The organism is Legionella sp. W10-070 (genome assembly GCF_900640175.1).
Classification (GTDB): domain Bacteria; phylum Pseudomonadota; class Gammaproteobacteria; order Legionellales; family Legionellaceae; genus Tatlockia.
In genome coordinates, this window is sequence record NZ_CAAAJC010000027.1 from 1 (window position 1) to 17,247 (window position 17,247).

Sequence of the window (17,247 nt, forward strand, 5' to 3'; positions counted from 1 at the left end):
ATCAAATCAATGTGGTTGGGATTTCAAGCTCTAGGAATTGCTGCAGAAATGTTCAAAAATGTTTTGTCAATAAAAACTTAGGGCCAATTGGAAGACTTGTTCGCGGCATCCAGAAGATGGTCAAATTAAAGATGAACTCGATTAACTTACCTGTCTAATTGATTGATAAGAGCAAACTCGTAATGTAACGATTCTAACATCACAATAAAAACGAGTTTGCTATGGCCAGACTGATGTTCAATGACGAGCTTTGGCCAAAGCTAAAGGAGATCATGCTACAACATCGGATTTATAACAATGCTGGCAATGACCTGCTCATATCGTTGGTTACCCATGTAATCAGTGCTTCTTAAGTGATAACATTACGCTGAGTCCAACGCTCTAACAAGGAATAGAAATGAAGGCATTTTATGTCTATATTATGGCAAGCAAGCGTAATGGCACATTATACGTGATACGTGGGTTCAACGTCTGATTTGATTAAGATCATCTGGGAGCATAAAAATAACATGGTTCCAGGATTTACAGCCGGGTACAATGTACACAACCTGGTCTATTATGAGGTACATGAAACTTATGTAGAAGCCACTGATCGTGAAAAGCGGTTCAAAAATTGGTGCAGGCAGTGGAAATTAAATGTGATTGAGGCTCTAAATCCACAATGGCGTGATCTATATGAAGAGATTTGCCGTTGATTTAGAGCCTGGATGCCGCGAACAAGTCGCGGCACGTAGACCGTGGGAATGAATTGTAAACACACCCTCGGGATATCAACTGTTATCTAGTTTTGTGAGAAGCCATGAGAAAAATAGGTTTGATTCTGGTGATAATGGTATTTAGTATTACGGGGCAGGCAGCCATTGTCACTTGTCCTGATCCTGAAACCAGTTCTCTTAAATGGGGAGCTATCCCTAAGCCCTGGATTGAAAACCCTTATTCTGCCAATAGACCACAAGCAGAAGAAAATACGCGGTTTGTTCGTGCTAATATTATGGTGGCCGGGATGGGGCGAGGGGTGGTTTGTACCTATCAAATCTCTATCGGTCAATATTCCATCTGGTGGCCGGTAAGGGTAAAAATACCTGCCCGTAGTGATTATAACTGGATTTTAACCTATGGAGGATATGGTTGTACCGAGTCGCTTTCTGAGTGTCGGTTTAGCGTTATGACCGATTAGAAAATTTTTATCTATTTGATGATCAAATTGATCGTCTAAAACCCTGGCTCTGTGAACCAATTTTTTCACGGCTGCAAATGCGGGCTAATTGGCGGCATACTGTCTTTGAATTCGTTGAATAGCTCGTTATTCGCCTCATCCAAAAACAGTATGGTAATAAATTATCCATATTTTCGCTTTGCGAAAAATTTTGTTCACAGAACTTAGGCGAACTCTTCATTTAATTTTGTCAAATGACTAAACGTCAATTATTAAGGTGACTCCCCACGTCATCAGCTCGCTATGACGTGGGAGTTATTTATTAAATTTTAACAATGAGCCAACTTTAAGCGCAAAAAAAAGAATTTTTCCTATACTTCAAGTAATACCACCTCGAAATGGAAAACTTGTCGATGGGCAAGATTGATGCAATTTATAATGCATTAAAAGAAAATGAAGGGCTTATTAATTATCTGACCGAAACTCTAAGTACCGAGGATGCCCACATTTCATTTGAAGATCAGCAACCCTGGATGTCTTCTGCTGGTGATTTAGAAAATGAAAATGATCTTTTATTAGCGTTAATTATCTTAATTAGCGAAATCAGCAGTGAGGATTTGTTATCTGAATTTTACCAAAGGAAAGAGCAGATTTGTTTCGATTTACTCACGATGATTTTTAATAAAAAGCCCAATCCGCTGTCGAAAGAGCAAATCGAGAAAGTCCTGGGATTTGATAGATTAAACTCATTGGACGCATTTAGAAAGACCAAGGAGAAGGCGGTTAGTTTTCCAAGCTATATGCTAATGAATTTCCTGCTAAAATTTGCGGATCAACGAGATATTTTTTTAAGCACTGTATTCCAATTAGATGATTCCCTGGGTAGGAACCTGTTTAAATATAGAGAGGTTTTAGCCCCCTACATTCTAAAACAAAAAGAATGGAGGCAGATTTTGCCAAAAGGTGAAATTATCAGGAGCCTGGCTAACCGTAAGATTTGGCAAGATCTTGGCGATGAGGAAATTATTTTAATTATCAACGAGGTTGCTGATCAAATAAGGGACAAGACTACTTTGATTGCAATTTTAGAGAATTTTAGTGGCAGGGCTGAGCTCTCTGAAAAAATCACTGCTCATGAGCATTTTAAAGTATTTAATTATGATCTTAGGGAGCTGGAGAATTTAGCTGAAATTAATCCAACCGCTGTTAATGTAATTTTGCATCAACATGCCCTTGAGATACCAAGTATTCAAGATGTCTTATCAATGATGTGCAGAAATAAAGCTAAAGGGTTGGCAGCCTATCAATTATTATTAAATAAGTCTGATTATGCAGAGAAAACGGCCAGTAAAGATTATCTTGGCGAAATTATGCTGCACTCCAATCTCAGTAGTGCTAATAAAATTGATATTGTTAAAACAGTTTTTGAAAGAACATCCAAAGAGCAGGCGTCGAAAAAAGACTTGACAGGTTTTTTTTATATGATCGCGGCCAGTCAGGAATCGTTTTATTCCAAATTGGATAAATTGGTTCTTACTTCGCCTTCGATTATTGAAAAAACTGCACCTCGTTTACTGTATTTTCGAGTTTTAGAAAATAAACAATGGGGGCAAGAAGTTTTTAATAGTGATCTGAGGGGGGAGGCGTTAAGAGAGAGATTAGTTCAGAGTTGTGATGGTTATGACATTGCTTCCTTATTGATTCAATATCAGGAAAAAGGAATAGAATTTGTGAGGAACAATGCAAAGGATCAATTTCTAAAGAAATTGTCAGTAACTGATGTGAAACGCATTACTGCAAATGCGCCTGCTTATGAGGGATTAATAGAAGTGCAACCATCAAAACGAAAGCGTGAACTTAATAAGAAAGAGCTTGGCGGTATTAAGAAAATGGTCACATCCAAGCATTCGTTTTGGCAAGCCGATTTGATAAAAAAAGCGTCTATTTTGAGTAAAGAGGGTGAATGCATAGGGTTTGTAATGGATATGTTCAGAAAGCATATGAAGCAAAAGCTGGATGATATAAATACCTATTCACGAAGAGTGCAACGAATAGCTAACCAGAAGAGAGAAGTAATTAACAGTACGGCTTATATTCATCGAATTCAATACCTTATGCAAAAAGCGAATTATGGCCAACAACAAAGAGAGTTAATCACTACAATTAACACAAAAGAACAATTGGTAGCCTTTGCAGGAGAATTATTAAAGCAAAAAAATCAGAATTACATCCATATTAATACACCCGATCATGGTATGGGATTGATCCTGGAAAGAGATGAGAAAAAAAGGGTAAGCCGTGCTATTTTTGTTGATGCTAACGGAGGAGAAAAAGTCCTTTTTCCCCCTAAAGTTTTAAAAGGATTAGCAGAAATATTAAACAAGAAGACAAAATACCTCAAAGAAAATTTTCAATTGAGTGCCTATAGTCATGATAAATCATTTTACGACATTCCTGCAGCGTTAAAAAGAAAGGCTGAAGCCGAACCTGCGGCAACACAATCTCAACTAGAAATTAGAATATGAAGTAACTAACTGTACCCACGTACCGCTTTCTGGGACGTGGGTGGTTACAAATAATTTTCTATTTTTCCTCTAATAGCGTCTCGATTTCCTTACGGATTTTTTTAAAGGAGGTGATGGGTAAATATTGCTTTAAAACATTTCCTTGAGTATCCACCAATATTTTGGTGAAATTCCAGGGAATAAACTTAAAGGGACGTTTTTTTATATTCTTCTGAATATAAGCATATAACGGTGCCTGATGGTCCCCCTTAACGTCGATTTTAGCAAACAAAGGAAAGGTTATCTGATAGCAACTTTCGGCAAAACTTTTAATTTTCTCATGATCCCCTGGTTCCTGATGACGAAATTGATTACAAGGAAAACCAAGAACACTAAAACCACGCTCTTTATACTCCCTGTGCATTGCTTCCAATTCTGCGTATTGAGGCGTAAAGCCACAGCGGCTGGCAACATTGACAATAAGCATTACTTTGCCTCGATAGGAGGCCAGATCAGCTTGTTTACCTTCCATTGTATTGACTGGTACTTCATAAATTAAAGCATTTTCCATCGGAGTTATTCCTATCGTTATAAGCGCTCTTCAGTAATATTAATCATTGTTTCCAATGCTTTTCGAGCATTATCAATGATCCATTGCTGCTTTGTTTCACTTAGGCGCTGACGTGAACCGGTAAATTCGTTGACTAAATCCCCCGCTTTTACTTCGTTATAGCTCATTGTTTTTCCCTGGCGCAATAAATCAACTAACGCCACGAGGTGAGGGGGGTCATTACGTGACATGGTTGCACAGCCACAACCCATTCCTTTTTGATGATCTTTCCTGGGGGTCTCGGCAAGATTTACCACCTCAATGCCCAGACTCCTACAATATTGTTTCAGGTTTTCCACCATATGGTTTTCTGTGCCAATGGCATAGCGTTTGGTGCCGGCTTTGTCATTAACTACATAGTCCCAGATAAAAGCGGTGGAACCTGCCTGCTCAGCAACACGAATAACGTCATTACGGCATTCAGGATGGACTACTGTAGCATAGCCTAACTGGTGCCAATAGTCGCACATTTCCGGTTGATAATGAGTATGGACGGCACATTGGCTGGCAAAAAGGATCAATTCAGCCTGATCAAATTGAGCTAAAGTCTGTTTATCTTGATCTGCCAATGAATACTGGGCACCCGCCGTACCGCCCGGCCAATAAGCCAGGTTCTTAATGCCCATCCAGTAGGCGACATTTTCACCCATGTGTTGGTCTGGAATAAATAAAATTTTCTTATTTTGTTTACGGGCCCAGTCAAAAATTTTTCTTACATTAGAAGAGGTACAAACCGCTCCCCCTTGTGCTCCTGTCATCGCTTTTACGCGGCCTGAGGTATTCATATAACAAACAGGCAATATATTTTCGCTGCCATAGCGTTCATTTAAATCGAGGAAGGCTGGCTCGACCATAAAATCTTTGGCCAGCATCTCCATGGTGCAGCCGGATTTTGGATTAGTGATATAGACTTGTTGATGGTCGTTTGCCAGGATACTGATGGATTCGGCCATAAAATGTACGGCCGATTCAATAATCACCGATTTTTCAGGGTGACTGGCAGCCATCAGTGCTAATTGATAAGAATCACCGATTTGCCCGCCAAATTGCTCAACCAGCCTGACAATATCACCTCCCATATAGTAATGGGCCAGCAGTAATAATTTATCACCAAAATGGGCTTTCGCCTTATCCAGATAAGGTTTCATCCAGGCTAATATGGTGGTCAATTTGCGATCAGGAAGTGCCAGGTATTCCTCAGCATAAGGAATAAAATCTTCCTGATACCAATCCAGTGGATAGTCGCTTTGACAGATACTCATGTCATTTCTGACTTGCATGAGGGTTTTTTCTGGCTGGTAAACAGCATGACTTTTAAACATTCAAGGCCTCAAATCAAATAAAAGGGTTTGGGGGTGAAGTTAATCGGGCTATGCTTTCCTGTGCCTTTGCATTTTTATTTGGAAAGTCTTCGCGGTAATGACCGCCACGGGACTCTCTTCTTGACAATGCTGCCCTGACAATTAATTCGGCATTTAACACAATATTACGCAATTCAATAAAATCACGAGTGATACAATGCTTCCAATAATATTCTTCGATAATCCTTTTTCTTTTCATAATTAAGTGTAGTAGATCCTGCAAGCCAGCTTCGGTACGGACTATGCCTGCATAAGAGGTCATTTCTCCACGTAAGCCACGCCAATGCGCATTAATTTGACTTGCCCGTCTGGCATTTACCTCACCAGGAGAGCTCCAGTTTGGGATTGCATCAATGGGTCTGCAGGGTGTTGAAATATCTTTTAATGTACTGCGGGAAGCATTGCTACCCATGACTAACGCTTCTAATAACGAGTTACTGGCCAGCCGGTTTGCTCCATGTAAGCCGGTAAAGGCAACTTCACCGATAGCGTATAACCGTTTCAGATCAGTATGCCCATCGATGTCGGTCAGTACTCCGCCGCATTGGTAATGAGCAGCAGGCACTACTGGAATCATATCCTGACTCATATCAATGCCAATACCAAGGAGCGTATGATAGATCTGTGGAAAACGCTTTTTTAGAAACGATTTAGGTTGGTGGCTAATATCAAGATAGACAAAGCCGCTTTGACTTTGTTCTATTTCACTAAAAATTGAGCGGGCAACCACATCACGTGTAGCCAGTTCCATCTGTTCAGGCGCATAGCGATGCATAAAGCGTTCGCCAGTGTCTGCATTTTTTAGTAAGGCGCCCTCACCACGTACTGCTTCTGAGATTAAAAAATTATTTATTGAATGATGATGCAACAGAGTAGGGTGGAATTGGTAGAATTCCATGTTGCCTACCCGGGCACCTGCCCGGTAAGCCATAGCTACTCCATCACCTGTCGCTATAATAGGATTGGTTGTATAGCGATAGGTTTTACCTGCACCGCCTGTGGCAAGAATAACGCAACGGCTGAGAAACGTGTGGATGCGGTTTTGATGGCAGTCAAGGATATAAGCACCCAGCACTTCTCCCTGGATATCTGTTCTATGGGGATGGTATTGAGTGATTAAGTTAACGGCGATGTGATGCTCAAAAAAAGAGATTTGCGATTGTTGCTGTGCGGCCTTAAGAAGCGCCTGGGAAATGGTTAAACCCGTTTGATCACCTGTATTAAAAATACGTCGATGAGAGTGGCCGCCTTCCTGAGCCAGTGCAAAATTGCCATCAGTTTGCCTGTTAAATTCAATATGATGACTGAGTAAATCATTAATGGCTTGAGGTGCCTGGCGGATAATAAATTCAACGGCTGGCTGATAACATAACCCATCGCCCGCGTAAAGTGTATCAGCAATGTGAGACTCCAGGGAATCTTCCGGTAAAATGGCTGCCGCTATTCCTCCCTGGGCATAGCGGCTATTGCATTCGGATGTTTCTGCCTTGCTTATCAGCGCTATTTTTACATTAGGCTGTATTTTTAATAGCTGCAGGCAATAATTAAGTCCAGCAAGACCTGTACCTAATACAAGGACATCAAATTCCAGCGTTTGCCCCTGTTGTGATGCATTATTGCTCATGAGAATGCTTTGACCAGTTGAGCAGCCAGGCCCGTGTATTTCTCCGGCGTTAACTCCATTAATTGGGCCTTCACTTCTTCCGGGATAGTCAATGATTTAATAAACTGATTTAAGCTGTTTGCGTCAATTCCCTGGCCACGAGTCAAATTTTTTAATCGCTCATAAGCATCGGGGACTTCATAGCGGCGCATGACGGTTTGAATTGCTTCTGCCAATACTTCCCAGTTTGTGTCGAGATCATGTTTTAAGGCAGGCTTATTAATCTGTAGTTTGTCATTTCCCTTGGCAATGGCTTGAAAGGCAATGAGTGTGTAGGCGAAGGCTACCCCCAGGTTGCGTAATACGGTTGAGTCAGACAAATCACGTTGCATACGTGATTGTGTGAGCTTATTTGCAAAATGATTAAACAGGGCATTCGCCAGGCCAAGATTACCTTCTGCATTTTCAAAATCAATCGGATTAACCTTATGCGGCATTGTTGAAGATCCGACCTCGTCGGCCACTGTCTTTTGTTTAAAATAATTTAATGAAATGTATGTCCAGATATCACGGGTATAATCAAGCAGAATATTATTGATGCGTGTCATGATGTGAGACACTTCTGCGATACCATCATGGGGTTCTATCTGGGTTGTGTAGGCACTGAAAGACAAGCCCAATGAATTTACAAAATTTGCACAGTGTTTGCGCCAATCTACGTCTGGGTAGGCAATTACATGCGCATTATAATTACCAACAGCCCCATTACATTTAGCTGGAATAAGCACCTCAGCCAGCTGTTGTTGCGGACGTTTGAGTCGTGCCACAAAGTTCACCAATTCCTTGCCTACTGTGGTTGGGGTGGCGGGTTGACCATGGGTTCTTGCAAGCATTGGAACATCACCGTGTTGTTTTCCAAGCATGGTAATACTGCCAATAATTTCCGCGAGTGAGGGCTGGATAACCTGGGCAATGGCCTCTTTAACCATTAGGGCATAGGCTAAGTTATTAATATCTTCAGAAGTACAGGCGAAATGAATAAAGCTGGTATATTTACGCAAACTTGCCAGCTGTTCGAGCTTCTCTTGCAGGTAGTACTCGATAGCTTTGACATCATGATTTGTCTTCTTCTCATATTCCTTAACTTTTTCCGCTTCTTCCTCGTTAAAATTAACCAGTATTTCAGTTAAATAAATTTTTGCTCCATTATCCAGCTGCGGTATTTCTGCAATGCTCTTATTAGCTGCCAGGGATTCAAGCCAGCGGATCTCAACCATTAAGCGATAATAGGTAAGGGCAAACTCACTGAAATAAGGACTTAATACGCCGGTTTTTTTTAGGTAGCGACCGTCGATTGGAGAAATAACATTTAAAGGAGATAGGGTCATTGGTAAAATCGCTTGAATCATAAAGCGCATATAATATTAGATGCAGCGTCAGATGTGAATTAAAAAACCATATTTAATGATTTCTGTAAACACTGTCAATGTGGGACAGGGCAAAATTGAATCGTCTAAAACTTGGCATTTTGAAGCAGCTTGGGTATAAGATAAGTTACGGTTTAAAACCATGCTCCGTTTTATCCTCATGTTTAATTGGGTCATTAAATGCTACCGTTTTTTGAATAAACTCGTTTGCTATTTTTTTCAAACTGTCTTTATAGGTCTTTATTTGACCTTCGTTTTTGGGCAAAGGGACGCCAAGCATGCGGGTTTTAGCTTCATGGTAGAAAGAGTTATTGCTAACTATAAAAGGGTTCATATGCTGAAAAATACCATTTGGAAGTTTACTGCATTCGATCTCTATCTTGTTGTTGTCCCCATTTTCTACCTCAACTTTGGAAACATATCGGGTATTGGAATTAAAAAAGCAATATAGCGGATTTATTTGTGGCGTTTGGACTATTTGGAAAAGTTGATCATTGAGGATTTGAAAAACCTTTTCCGCAAATTCTACTGGGATTACTTTGTTTCTTAAATCGTTGGGGAGTAAATTGGTAATCCTTTTTATAGAAGCATCACTCTTGCTGGCAATTCTGATGCTATGCAATCTGTTGCAATTGCGAAAGACTTCCTGAAAAATAGATGTGATCGATTCAGGGAGGATAATGGATTGCAATTCGGTACAACCGTTAAATGCATAATCATCAATAGCAGTGACCCCTTGAGGAATGGTTATTAATTGTAATCTGCTGCAATTGCTAAATACTTCCCGACCAATGAATGTGATCGATTCAGGGAGAGAAACCGATTGCAAATTGCTGCAACCGAAAAATGTACACCTGCCAATAGACGTGACTGACTCAGGAATGGTGATTGATTGCAATGCATTGCAATTTTTAAATGCATATATACCAATGGAGGTGACTCCTTGCGGAATGGTAATAGATTGCAATTTGGTGCAATCATTAAATGCAAAATGACGGATAGATGTGACCCCTGGAGGGATATCATAAGTGCCATCTTGTTTGATGTCGCTATTACAAACGCTCAACAGAGTCTTGCCGTCTTCGCTTAATTCCATTCTTCCCTATCCTCAGATTAGCAATGACGCTTAGGATAGCCTCATCGCTGAGTTGCTGTGGTTAACAATCACATCCAGGCGCTTTAATTTTGAACAAACTTTCGCTTTGGCTGCGCTTTGATGTCCTTATAATAAACTTACTGACTGATTTTATATCATATTAAATGCGCTATCAAGAAGCATCTGGGTATTGTGATACGTCCTCATTCACATCATCCTGTAATTTAAGTAGAATGATTAGCATTTTTATTAAAAACAGGGGTGGGGTATGGCTGTCAGTGCTCATACGATTGATTTGCAGCATTTAGGGATGCGGGACTTAGAGCAGGTAGGAGGCAAAAACGCATCGTTAGGTGAGATGATTAGCCATTTATCCGGCATGGGAGTCCTGGTGCCGGCAGGTTTTGCTACAACAGCTGATTCTTTCCGTAAATTTCTGGCTCAAAACAGCCTGGATAAAAAAATATATAAATTACTCGATTCTTTGGATACAGAGGATATTACGCAGCTCACCTTAACAGGAAAAAATATCCGTGAGATGGTGATCAATACCCCTTTTTCTCCCGATTTTGAGCAAGCTGTCCGTGGTGCTTATGATAATCTCGCAAAAACCATTGGCCATGATGAGTTTAGTGTGGCGGTACGTTCTTCAGCAACCGCTGAAGATTTGCCAGATGCTTCTTTTGCCGGGCAGCAAGAAACTTTTTTGAATGTTAAAGGAGTAGAGGCAGTCTTAATTGCTATTAAGCAGGTTTTTGCTTCGCTTTTTAATGACCGGGCGATTGCATATCGGGTTCATCATGGTTTTTCCCACCACGAAGTGGCTTTATCGGCGGGCATCCAGCAAATGATCCGCAGTGACCTTGCAGCCAGTGGGGTGATGTTTACCATGGATACTGAATCCGGATTTGATCAGGTCATTTTTATTACCTCCTCGTATGGGCTGGGGGAAATGGTGGTCCAGGGTGCTGTAAACCCTGACGAATTTTATGTCCATAAGCCAGGCTTGATAGCTGGTCGATCAGCTATTATTCGTCGAAATCTGGGCAGTAAAGCAATGAAAATGGTCTATTGTAATGACTCAGCAAGTGGACAGGCAGTAAAAACAGTAGAAGTTGATTCTGCAGATCGATTGTTATTTTCCCTGGATTCGGCAGAGATTGAGCAATTGGCAAAACATGCTCTTCTGATAGAAGAACATTACGGCAGGCCGATGGATATTGAGTGGGCCAAGGACGGCAAAAACGGTAAATTATACATACTCCAGGCACGCCCTGAGACCGTAAAAAGCCGTGTCAGCTCCCAGCATCTCGAGCGCTACACGCTTCTGACTCAAGGAAAGGTGCTGGCTGAAGGACGCAGCATAGGGCAAAAAATTGGTCAGGGACGGGCGAGAATTATTAACGATGTCAGTGAAATGCATCGGGTTGAGCCAGGCGATGTTCTGGTTTCCGATATGACGGATCCTGATTGGGAGCCGGTGATGAAAAGGGCTGCTGCGATTGTCACCAATCGTGGCGGCAGAACCTGTCATGCAGCAATCATTGCTCGGGAGTTGGGGATACCAGCGGTAGTAGGCTGTGTTGACGCAACCAAGCGCATTAACGACGGGGATGAGATAACCATCAGCTGTGCGGAAGGGGACACGGGATATGTTTATCAGGGGTTACTCCCCTTTGAGCAGGTGCACCTTGACGTAGATACCATGCCCGAGCTTCCACTTAAAATTATGCTGAACGTAGGTAATCCTGAGCGTGCATTTTCCTTTCAGGCGATTCCTAACGCGGGAGTTGGTTTGGCTCGACTGGAGTTTTTAATCTCCAATACCATAGGGATTCATCCAAAGGCTTTGCTGGAGTTTGATACGCTTGAAGATAAAAGCTTAAAAAAATTAATCAGCGAAAAAACAGCTGCTTATGCTTCGCCAGTCGAATATTATGTGGAACGCTTAAAAGAAGGTATTGCCACAATTGCTGCCGCTTTTTACCCGAAACCTGTGATTGTCCGACTTTCTGATTTTAAATCTAATGAATATGCCAATTTGGCTGGTGGCAAGCAGTATGAGCCACATGAAGAAAATCCCATGCTTGGTTTTAGGGGGGCATCACGTTATGTTTCTACTGATTTTGCTGACTGCTTTGCCCTTGAGTGCCAGGCAGTTCGCCGTGTACGGGAAATAATGGGACTAACTAATGTTGAGGTGATGATTCCCTTTGTAAGAACAGTTTCTGAAGCCCAAGAGGTTATTCATGTTTTGAAGAAACATGGACTTAAACGAGGAAAGGAAGGGTTAAGAATTATTATGATGTGTGAAATCCCTTCAAATGCCTTACTCGCTAACGAATTTTTAGAGCATTTTGATGGTTTTTCTATTGGGTCAAATGATCTTACCCAACTAACCCTCGGTTTGGATCGCGATTCTGGGCTGGTAGCTGCCCAGTTCGACGAGAGGGATGCGGCAGTAAAAGCATTATTGCATATGGCCATTTCGGCTTGTAAACAGTCAGGAAAATATGTTGGCATTTGCGGTCAGGGCCCTTCGGATCATCAGGATTTTGCCCAGTGGCTGATGCAGGAGGGAATAGACAGTGTGTCTTTGAACCCGGATTCGGTATTGGAAACCTGCCTTTTTCTCGCCAGGCAATAGCATGAGAAATTTTTCCAGATATTTAATTGCATTGGCAGGGTTTTTCCCTGCCCTGGTTTATGCAGCCGTACAGCAGGAGTCTCATAATGATCCTATTGCGCCTATTCTTTTTTGGGTAACTCTTATTCTGTTTCTGGCATTGGTTGGTCGTTATCTTGCCCGTTGCTTACATCAGCCCGGGGTGCTTGGTGAGTTATTGATGGGGGTGCTGATAGGTAACCTTTTCTATTATCTGGGATCACCTCTTGCGGTCATTTTGCGTGAAGGTTCGGCTATCTTCGAGGTGATGCGGGGGATGCTTGTAGGTAATTCGCTTATCCAGGCGGTTAATTTAAACGTATCCGATCCGTTTTATGCGAATCAGGTGGTTGCGGCATTAAGTGGAAAAAATGGCCTTGATTTAATCAAGATTGGTTATGTCCTTGATATTTTTTCACGTTATGGGGTTATTTTTCTTCTCTTTATGGTGGGGCTGGAAAGTTCTGTAGAAGAACTTAGTCATACTGGTAAGGAATCAATAAAAGTCGCATTTCTAGGGGTTGCCGCACCTATTTTTCTGGGTTTTATTGCCGCCCATTTAATCTTGCCAACTGCCTCTTATAAGGTTGATTTATTTGTCGCAGCGACCTTATCAGCCACCAGTGTGGGGATCACTGCCCGAGTTCTTGCTGAAATGAAAAAATTGCGGACAAGAGAAGCAAGGACTATTCTGGGGGCTGCGATGATTGATGATATTTTGGGACTTATCATTCTGGCAATCGTCAGCTCGATTGTAATGACAGATGCAGTCGATCTCTTTGTTGTGGTAAGGATTGTTCTCTCTGCCCTGCTGTTTTTTATCGGTGCTTTAATGATAGGACCCTGGGCTTTTCGCAGGGTCGTTAAATTTTTTGGTTATTTTCTCGAGTTTTGGGAAGTTAAATTACTCGCTTCTTTTATGTTTGTTATGGTTCTTGCCTGGTTGGCAACTGTAGTTCAGCTGGCTGCAATCATTGGTGCTTTTGCTGCAGGGCTTATTCTCCATGATGGTTTTTTTACTTCCAAAGATTCTACTCACCCTGATGTGCGAAGTATCAAAAATTTGGTTGCCCCATTGGAGTCTGTGCTGGCACCTTTGTTTTTTATTTTGATTGGAATACAGGTCAAGCTGGAGGCTTTTGCAAGTTGGCATGTATTAGTCATGGCTGCATTGCTTATTGTGGCGGCCATAATAGGAAAATTGGTTAGCGGGCTTGGGGGAAGTCGTAAAGATGATCGCTTGCTGATTGGCATCGGCATGCTTCCTCGTGGAGAAGTAGGTTTGGTTTTTGCCTCAATTGGAAGGACATTGGGTATTATGTCTGATCAGCTTTTTTCAGCGATTATTCTGATGGTTGTGGTGACAACATTTATTGCGCCTCCTCTGATAAAGTCACGATTTACCAGGAAATTGCAGGGTGGTGAGGCATGATGAGTTTGCGACAGACTGAGATTCTGACAGACGTAAAACGTGCGTTGGATGAAGATATCGGTGGAGGGGATGTAAGTGCTGCTTTACTCCCTACTCGATTGACAGGGGATGCAGAAATTATTTCACGAGAACCAATGCTTGTCTGTGGACAGCCTTGGGTTAACGCAGTATTTGCGGAGGTCAGTCCGGAGGTTCAATTACATTGGTATGTGCCTGAGGGGGCATGGCTTGGCAGCCCTTCCACATTGTGCCGCATCGAAGGTCCGGCTGCTGCTATTTTGACTGCTGAGCGAACGGCTTTGAATTTTCTGCAGATTTTATCAGGAACTGCAACACAGGTGAGACAATATTTGTTGGAACTTCGGGGAACACCTGCCCGGTTGCTTGATACCCGCAAAACTATTCCGGGCTTAAGGATGGCACAGAAATATGCTGTTTCCTGTGCAGGAGGGGTGAATCATCGCATGGGTTTGTATGATGCTTTCCTTATTAAGGAAAATCATATCAAGGCATGCGGCTCAATCGGCAAAGCTATTGAGCAAGCCAGGGCATCACGGAATGGTCTTCTTGTTGAAATCGAAGTCGAAACTATGGCTGAATTTCGAGAAGCGCTGGCGTCCAATCCTGACCGAATTTTGCTCGATAACTTTAGCAATGCCATGCTTTTGGAAGCGGTCAAAATAAACCAAAACCGTTGTGAACTTGAGGCATCAGGCGGTGTGGATTTATCAACAATCAAAACTATAGCGCAAACTGGAGTGGATTATATTTCTGTTGGTGCCATAACCAAGTCGGTGCGGGCTATTGATTTAAGCTTACTGATTAGGGAAGTAAGATGAACGCAAGTATTGTTTTTACAGGTGGGGGTACTGCAGGTCATGTAACTCCCAATTTGGCATTAATAGAAGCATTACAACATGAGAGCTGGAAAATAGCCTATATCGGTTCAAAAGATGGGGTAGAGGAAAGCATGATTAAAGCGGTGAATATCCCCTATCATGCTATAAGCAGCGGTAAATTAAGGCGTTATTTTAGTTGGCGAAATTTTGTGGATCCTTTTAAGATTCTTCTTGGGATTATTCAAGCGTTTTTTGTTTTACGAAAATTAAAAACTGATATTGTATTTTCAAAGGGAGGCTTTGTTGCTTTTCCTGTGGTGGTTGCTGCCTTTTTAAATCGGATTCCTGTCATTGCCCATGAGTCTGATATGAGCCCTGGACTTGCTAATCGCTTAAGCTTCCCTTTTGTTAGCAAAATATGCCTGACTTTTTCTGGTGCAAAAAAGCATTTTAAGCGCCTGGAAAAAGTAGAGTTAACCGGCACTCCCATTCGCTCAGGTCTTTTTAATGGCTCTAGAGAAAAAGGGTTGGCCTTATGTGGATTCAAAACAGATAAACCCTGTTTGCTGGTTATGGGGGGGAGTCAGGGAGCGAATTTGTTAAACAAAACCTTAAGGGCTTGTTTACCTGACTTGTGTACGCATTATCAGGTTATCCATTTATGTGGTAAAGGTAAAACAGATACTGCTTTGCTCAGTCATAATGATTATTGTCAGTTTGAGTATGCAAATGAGGAACTGGCTGATTTATTGGCGGCCAGCGACCTGATTGTATCTCGCGCAGGAGCCAATGCATTATATGAAATACTTGCACTGGAAAAACCGCATGTTTTAGTTCCACTGTCTGCCAAGGTGAGCCGAGGCGATCAACTTCAGAATGCTCACTATTTCAGGGAACAAGGTATCAGCAGGGTGGTTGAAGAAAAACAACTTACTCCTCAGACACTCCTGGCTGCTATAGAGGAAGTTAGGAACCATAGTGAAGCAATTATTGCCAGAATTAAGGCCCTTCATATTGAGTCAGCAACCCTGAAAATTCTTACGCTTATCAAGGATCAGATACATGCTAAATATCCAACGATTGTATGACTATATAAACAAAGAATGGACACGAACCATTCTGCCAAGCCTTTGTGATTACATTAAAATTCCGAATAAATCTCCTCATTTCGACCAGCAATGGCAGGAGAATGGCTATATGGAGCAGGCTGTTACACACATTGCTGACTGGTGTAATAACCATGCCCCTTCGGGAATGATGCTTGAGGTACTTCGATTGCCAGGGCGGACTCCTTTGATTTTTATAGAAATTCAGGGTCAAATTAATGAAACTGTTTTGCTGTATGGCCATTTGGACAAGCAGCCGGAAATGAGCGGATGGCTGGAAGGGTTGTCTCCCTGGCAACCGGTCATTCAAAATGACCGTCTTTATGGTCGGGGAAGTGCTGATGATGGTTATGCTGTCTATGCTTCATTAACTGCAATCCGTGCCTTGCAAGAGCAGGGATTACCTCATCCACGCTGTGTACTGATAATCGAAGCTTGCGAAGAAAGTGGCAGCTATGATTTACCTTTTTACATTGAAGCCTTGAAAGACAGGATCGGAAAACCTGAATTGGTGATTTGCCTGGACTCAGGTGCGGGTAATTATGAACAATTGTGGCTGACGACTTCTTTAAGAGGCAATGTGACTGGTGAGCTGTCAGTAGAGCTACTTAGCGAAGGCGTGCACTCTGGCTATGCAAGTGGTATTGCGGCAGATAGTTTTCGTGTAGCGAAACAATTAATTAGTCGCATTGAAGATGAAATAACTGGCGAAATAAAGTTGAAAGCGCTTTATTGTGATATTCCTGAGGAACGCATAACCCAGGCCGCTGCTTGTGCTGGTATCCTGGGTGATGAGATTTACCAGAATCTTCCTTTTCATTCGGGAGTGGAGCCAGTAACTAAAGATCAGCAGCAACTGATTCTCAATCGTACCTGGAAGCCCGTCCTGTCAGTGACTGGTGCCGAAGGCTTGCCCGCTATTGTGGACGCAGGCAATGTGCTCAGGCCTAAGACTGCCTTTAAATTATCCATGCGCCTGCCGCCGCTTGTTTGCCCTGAAGATGCGGCTTTGGCAATGAAACAGGCATTGACTGATAATCCCCCGTATCATGCAAAGGTCAGGTTTCATACTGATGAGGGTGCAAAAGGCTGGAATGCGCCGCAAATGGCTGACTGGTTAGAAAAGGCAGTTAATCAGGCATCGATGGCTTTTTACCACAAGCCTGCTGCCTATATAGGGGAGGGGGGGACTATTCCGTTTATGGCGATGTTGGGTGAGCGATTTCCTAAAGCCCAGTTCATGATAACGGGTGTTTTAGGTCCTCATTCTAATGCGCACGGTCCGAATGAATTTTTGGATCTGAATATGACAAAAAAACTAACGGCTTGTGTTTCTTATGTGCTCAGCTGTTATTATCAACAAGTGACTCTCGACAGTTGAAGAAATTATTGCGATACTTTCTGCCTCTCGCAATTAAAGCAAGAGATAGCTATGGCTTGGTTTAGCC

The 17,247-nt window shown here is 42.2% G+C and carries 12 protein-coding genes and 1 pseudogene; 8 read left to right on the plus strand and 5 right to left on the minus strand.

Features of this window, described 5'->3' with window-relative positions:
- Nucleotides 1–397 precede the first annotated feature (397 nt).
- From E1O65_RS10770 to E1O65_RS10780, 3 genes and pseudogenes are all read left to right on the plus strand, one after another.
- Nucleotides 398–695, plus strand: a pseudogene (locus E1O65_RS10770) (GIY-YIG nuclease family protein).
- Nucleotides 696–799: 104 nt separating this feature from the next.
- On the plus strand, nt 800–1,177 hold the full coding sequence (locus tag E1O65_RS10775; RefSeq protein ID WP_133133610.1) for a DUF3757 domain-containing protein: 378 nt from the start codon (nt 800–802) through the stop codon (nt 1,175–1,177).
- A 392-nt stretch (nt 1,178–1,569) separates the two neighbouring features.
- Complete coding sequence (locus tag E1O65_RS10780; RefSeq protein ID WP_133133611.1) at nt 1,570–3,681, plus strand: hypothetical protein; 2,112 nt, start codon at nt 1,570–1,572, stop codon at nt 3,679–3,681.
- 58 nt (nt 3,682–3,739) lie between these two features.
- On the opposite strand, the gene E1O65_RS10785 is transcribed toward E1O65_RS10780, so the two are convergent.
- The 5 genes from E1O65_RS10785 to E1O65_RS10805 form a co-directional block, all read right to left on the minus strand.
- Complete coding sequence (locus tag E1O65_RS10785; protein ID WP_133133612.1) at nt 3,740–4,231, minus strand: glutathione peroxidase; 492 nt, start codon at nt 4,229–4,231, stop codon at nt 3,740–3,742.
- 17 nt (nt 4,232–4,248) lie between these two features.
- On the minus strand, nt 4,249–5,592 hold the full coding sequence (gene nadA, locus E1O65_RS10790) for a quinolinate synthase NadA (protein ID WP_133133613.1): 1,344 nt from the start codon (nt 5,590–5,592) through the stop codon (nt 4,249–4,251).
- Nucleotides 5,593–5,605: 13 nt separating this feature from the next.
- Nucleotides 5,606–7,255, minus strand: a complete 1,650-nt coding sequence (nadB, locus tag E1O65_RS10795; RefSeq protein WP_133133614.1) for an L-aspartate oxidase — start codon at nt 7,253–7,255, stop codon at nt 5,606–5,608.
- Nucleotides 7,252–8,622 (minus strand): adenylosuccinate lyase, encoded by a 1,371-nt coding sequence (purB, locus tag E1O65_RS10800; RefSeq protein ID WP_133133629.1) that lies wholly within the window; start codon nt 8,620–8,622, stop codon nt 7,252–7,254. The genes nadB and purB overlap by 4 nt, the downstream gene beginning before the upstream one ends.
- A gap of 166 nt (nt 8,623–8,788) precedes the next feature.
- Nucleotides 8,789–9,757: a leucine-rich repeat domain-containing protein gene (locus tag E1O65_RS10805; protein WP_133133615.1), complete on the minus strand. Its 969-nt coding sequence runs from the start codon at nt 9,755–9,757 to the stop codon at nt 8,789–8,791.
- A gap of 268 nt (nt 9,758–10,025) precedes the next feature.
- Between E1O65_RS10805 and ppsA the strand changes: the two genes are divergently transcribed.
- From ppsA to E1O65_RS10830, 5 genes are read left to right on the plus strand one after another with little or no spacing between them, the layout of a single operon-like run.
- Nucleotides 10,026–12,404 carry a phosphoenolpyruvate synthase gene (ppsA, locus tag E1O65_RS10810; RefSeq protein WP_133133616.1) on the plus strand — a complete coding sequence of 793 codons (2,379 nt, stop codon included), beginning with the start codon at nt 10,026–10,028 and terminating at the stop codon, nt 12,402–12,404.
- Between the two features lies 1 nt (nt 12,405).
- A complete protein-coding gene (locus E1O65_RS10815; protein ID WP_133133617.1) occupies nt 12,406–13,854 on the plus strand; it encodes a cation:proton antiporter in 1,449 nt (482 codons plus the stop codon).
- Nucleotides 13,854–14,693, plus strand: a complete 840-nt coding sequence (nadC, locus tag E1O65_RS10820) for a carboxylating nicotinate-nucleotide diphosphorylase (RefSeq protein WP_133133630.1) — start codon at nt 13,854–13,856, stop codon at nt 14,691–14,693. The genes E1O65_RS10815 and nadC overlap by 1 nt, the downstream gene beginning before the upstream one ends.
- Nucleotides 14,690–15,781, plus strand: a complete 1,092-nt coding sequence (locus E1O65_RS10825) for an undecaprenyldiphospho-muramoylpentapeptide beta-N-acetylglucosaminyltransferase (RefSeq protein ID WP_133133618.1) — start codon at nt 14,690–14,692, stop codon at nt 15,779–15,781. Before nadC ends, E1O65_RS10825 begins: the two co-directional genes overlap by 4 nt.
- A complete protein-coding gene (locus E1O65_RS10830; protein ID WP_133133619.1) occupies nt 15,756–17,180 on the plus strand; it encodes a M20 family metallopeptidase in 1,425 nt (474 codons plus the stop codon). The genes E1O65_RS10825 and E1O65_RS10830 overlap by 26 nt, the downstream gene beginning before the upstream one ends.
- Nucleotides 17,181–17,247 lie beyond the last annotated feature (67 nt).

Coding starts and splice junctions, on each gene's coding strand:
- E1O65_RS10780 (WP_133133611.1), top strand. CDS start 1,570: ATGGGCAAGATTGATGCAATTTATAATGCATTAAAAGAAAATGAAGGG.
- E1O65_RS10825 (WP_133133618.1), top strand. CDS start 14,690: ATGAACGCAAGTATTGTTTTTACAGGTGGGGGTACTGCAGGTCATGTA.
- purB (WP_133133629.1), bottom strand. CDS start 8,622: ATGACCCTATCTCCTTTAAATGTTATTTCTCCAATCGACGGTCGCTAC.
- E1O65_RS10830 (WP_133133619.1), top strand. CDS start 15,756: ATGCTAAATATCCAACGATTGTATGACTATATAAACAAAGAATGGACA.
- E1O65_RS10805 (WP_133133615.1), bottom strand. CDS start 9,757: ATGGAATTAAGCGAAGACGGCAAGACTCTGTTGAGCGTTTGTAATAGC.
- ppsA (WP_133133616.1), top strand. CDS start 10,026: ATGGCTGTCAGTGCTCATACGATTGATTTGCAGCATTTAGGGATGCGG.
- E1O65_RS10815 (WP_133133617.1), top strand. CDS start 12,406: ATGAGAAATTTTTCCAGATATTTAATTGCATTGGCAGGGTTTTTCCCT.
- E1O65_RS10785 (WP_133133612.1), bottom strand. CDS start 4,231: ATGGAAAATGCTTTAATTTATGAAGTACCAGTCAATACAATGGAAGGT.
- nadC (WP_133133630.1), top strand. CDS start 13,854: ATGAGTTTGCGACAGACTGAGATTCTGACAGACGTAAAACGTGCGTTG.
- nadA (WP_133133613.1), bottom strand. CDS start 5,592: ATGTTTAAAAGTCATGCTGTTTACCAGCCAGAAAAAACCCTCATGCAA.
- nadB (WP_133133614.1), bottom strand. CDS start 7,255: ATGAGCAATAATGCATCACAACAGGGGCAAACGCTGGAATTTGATGTC.
- E1O65_RS10775 (WP_133133610.1), top strand. CDS start 800: ATGAGAAAAATAGGTTTGATTCTGGTGATAATGGTATTTAGTATTACG.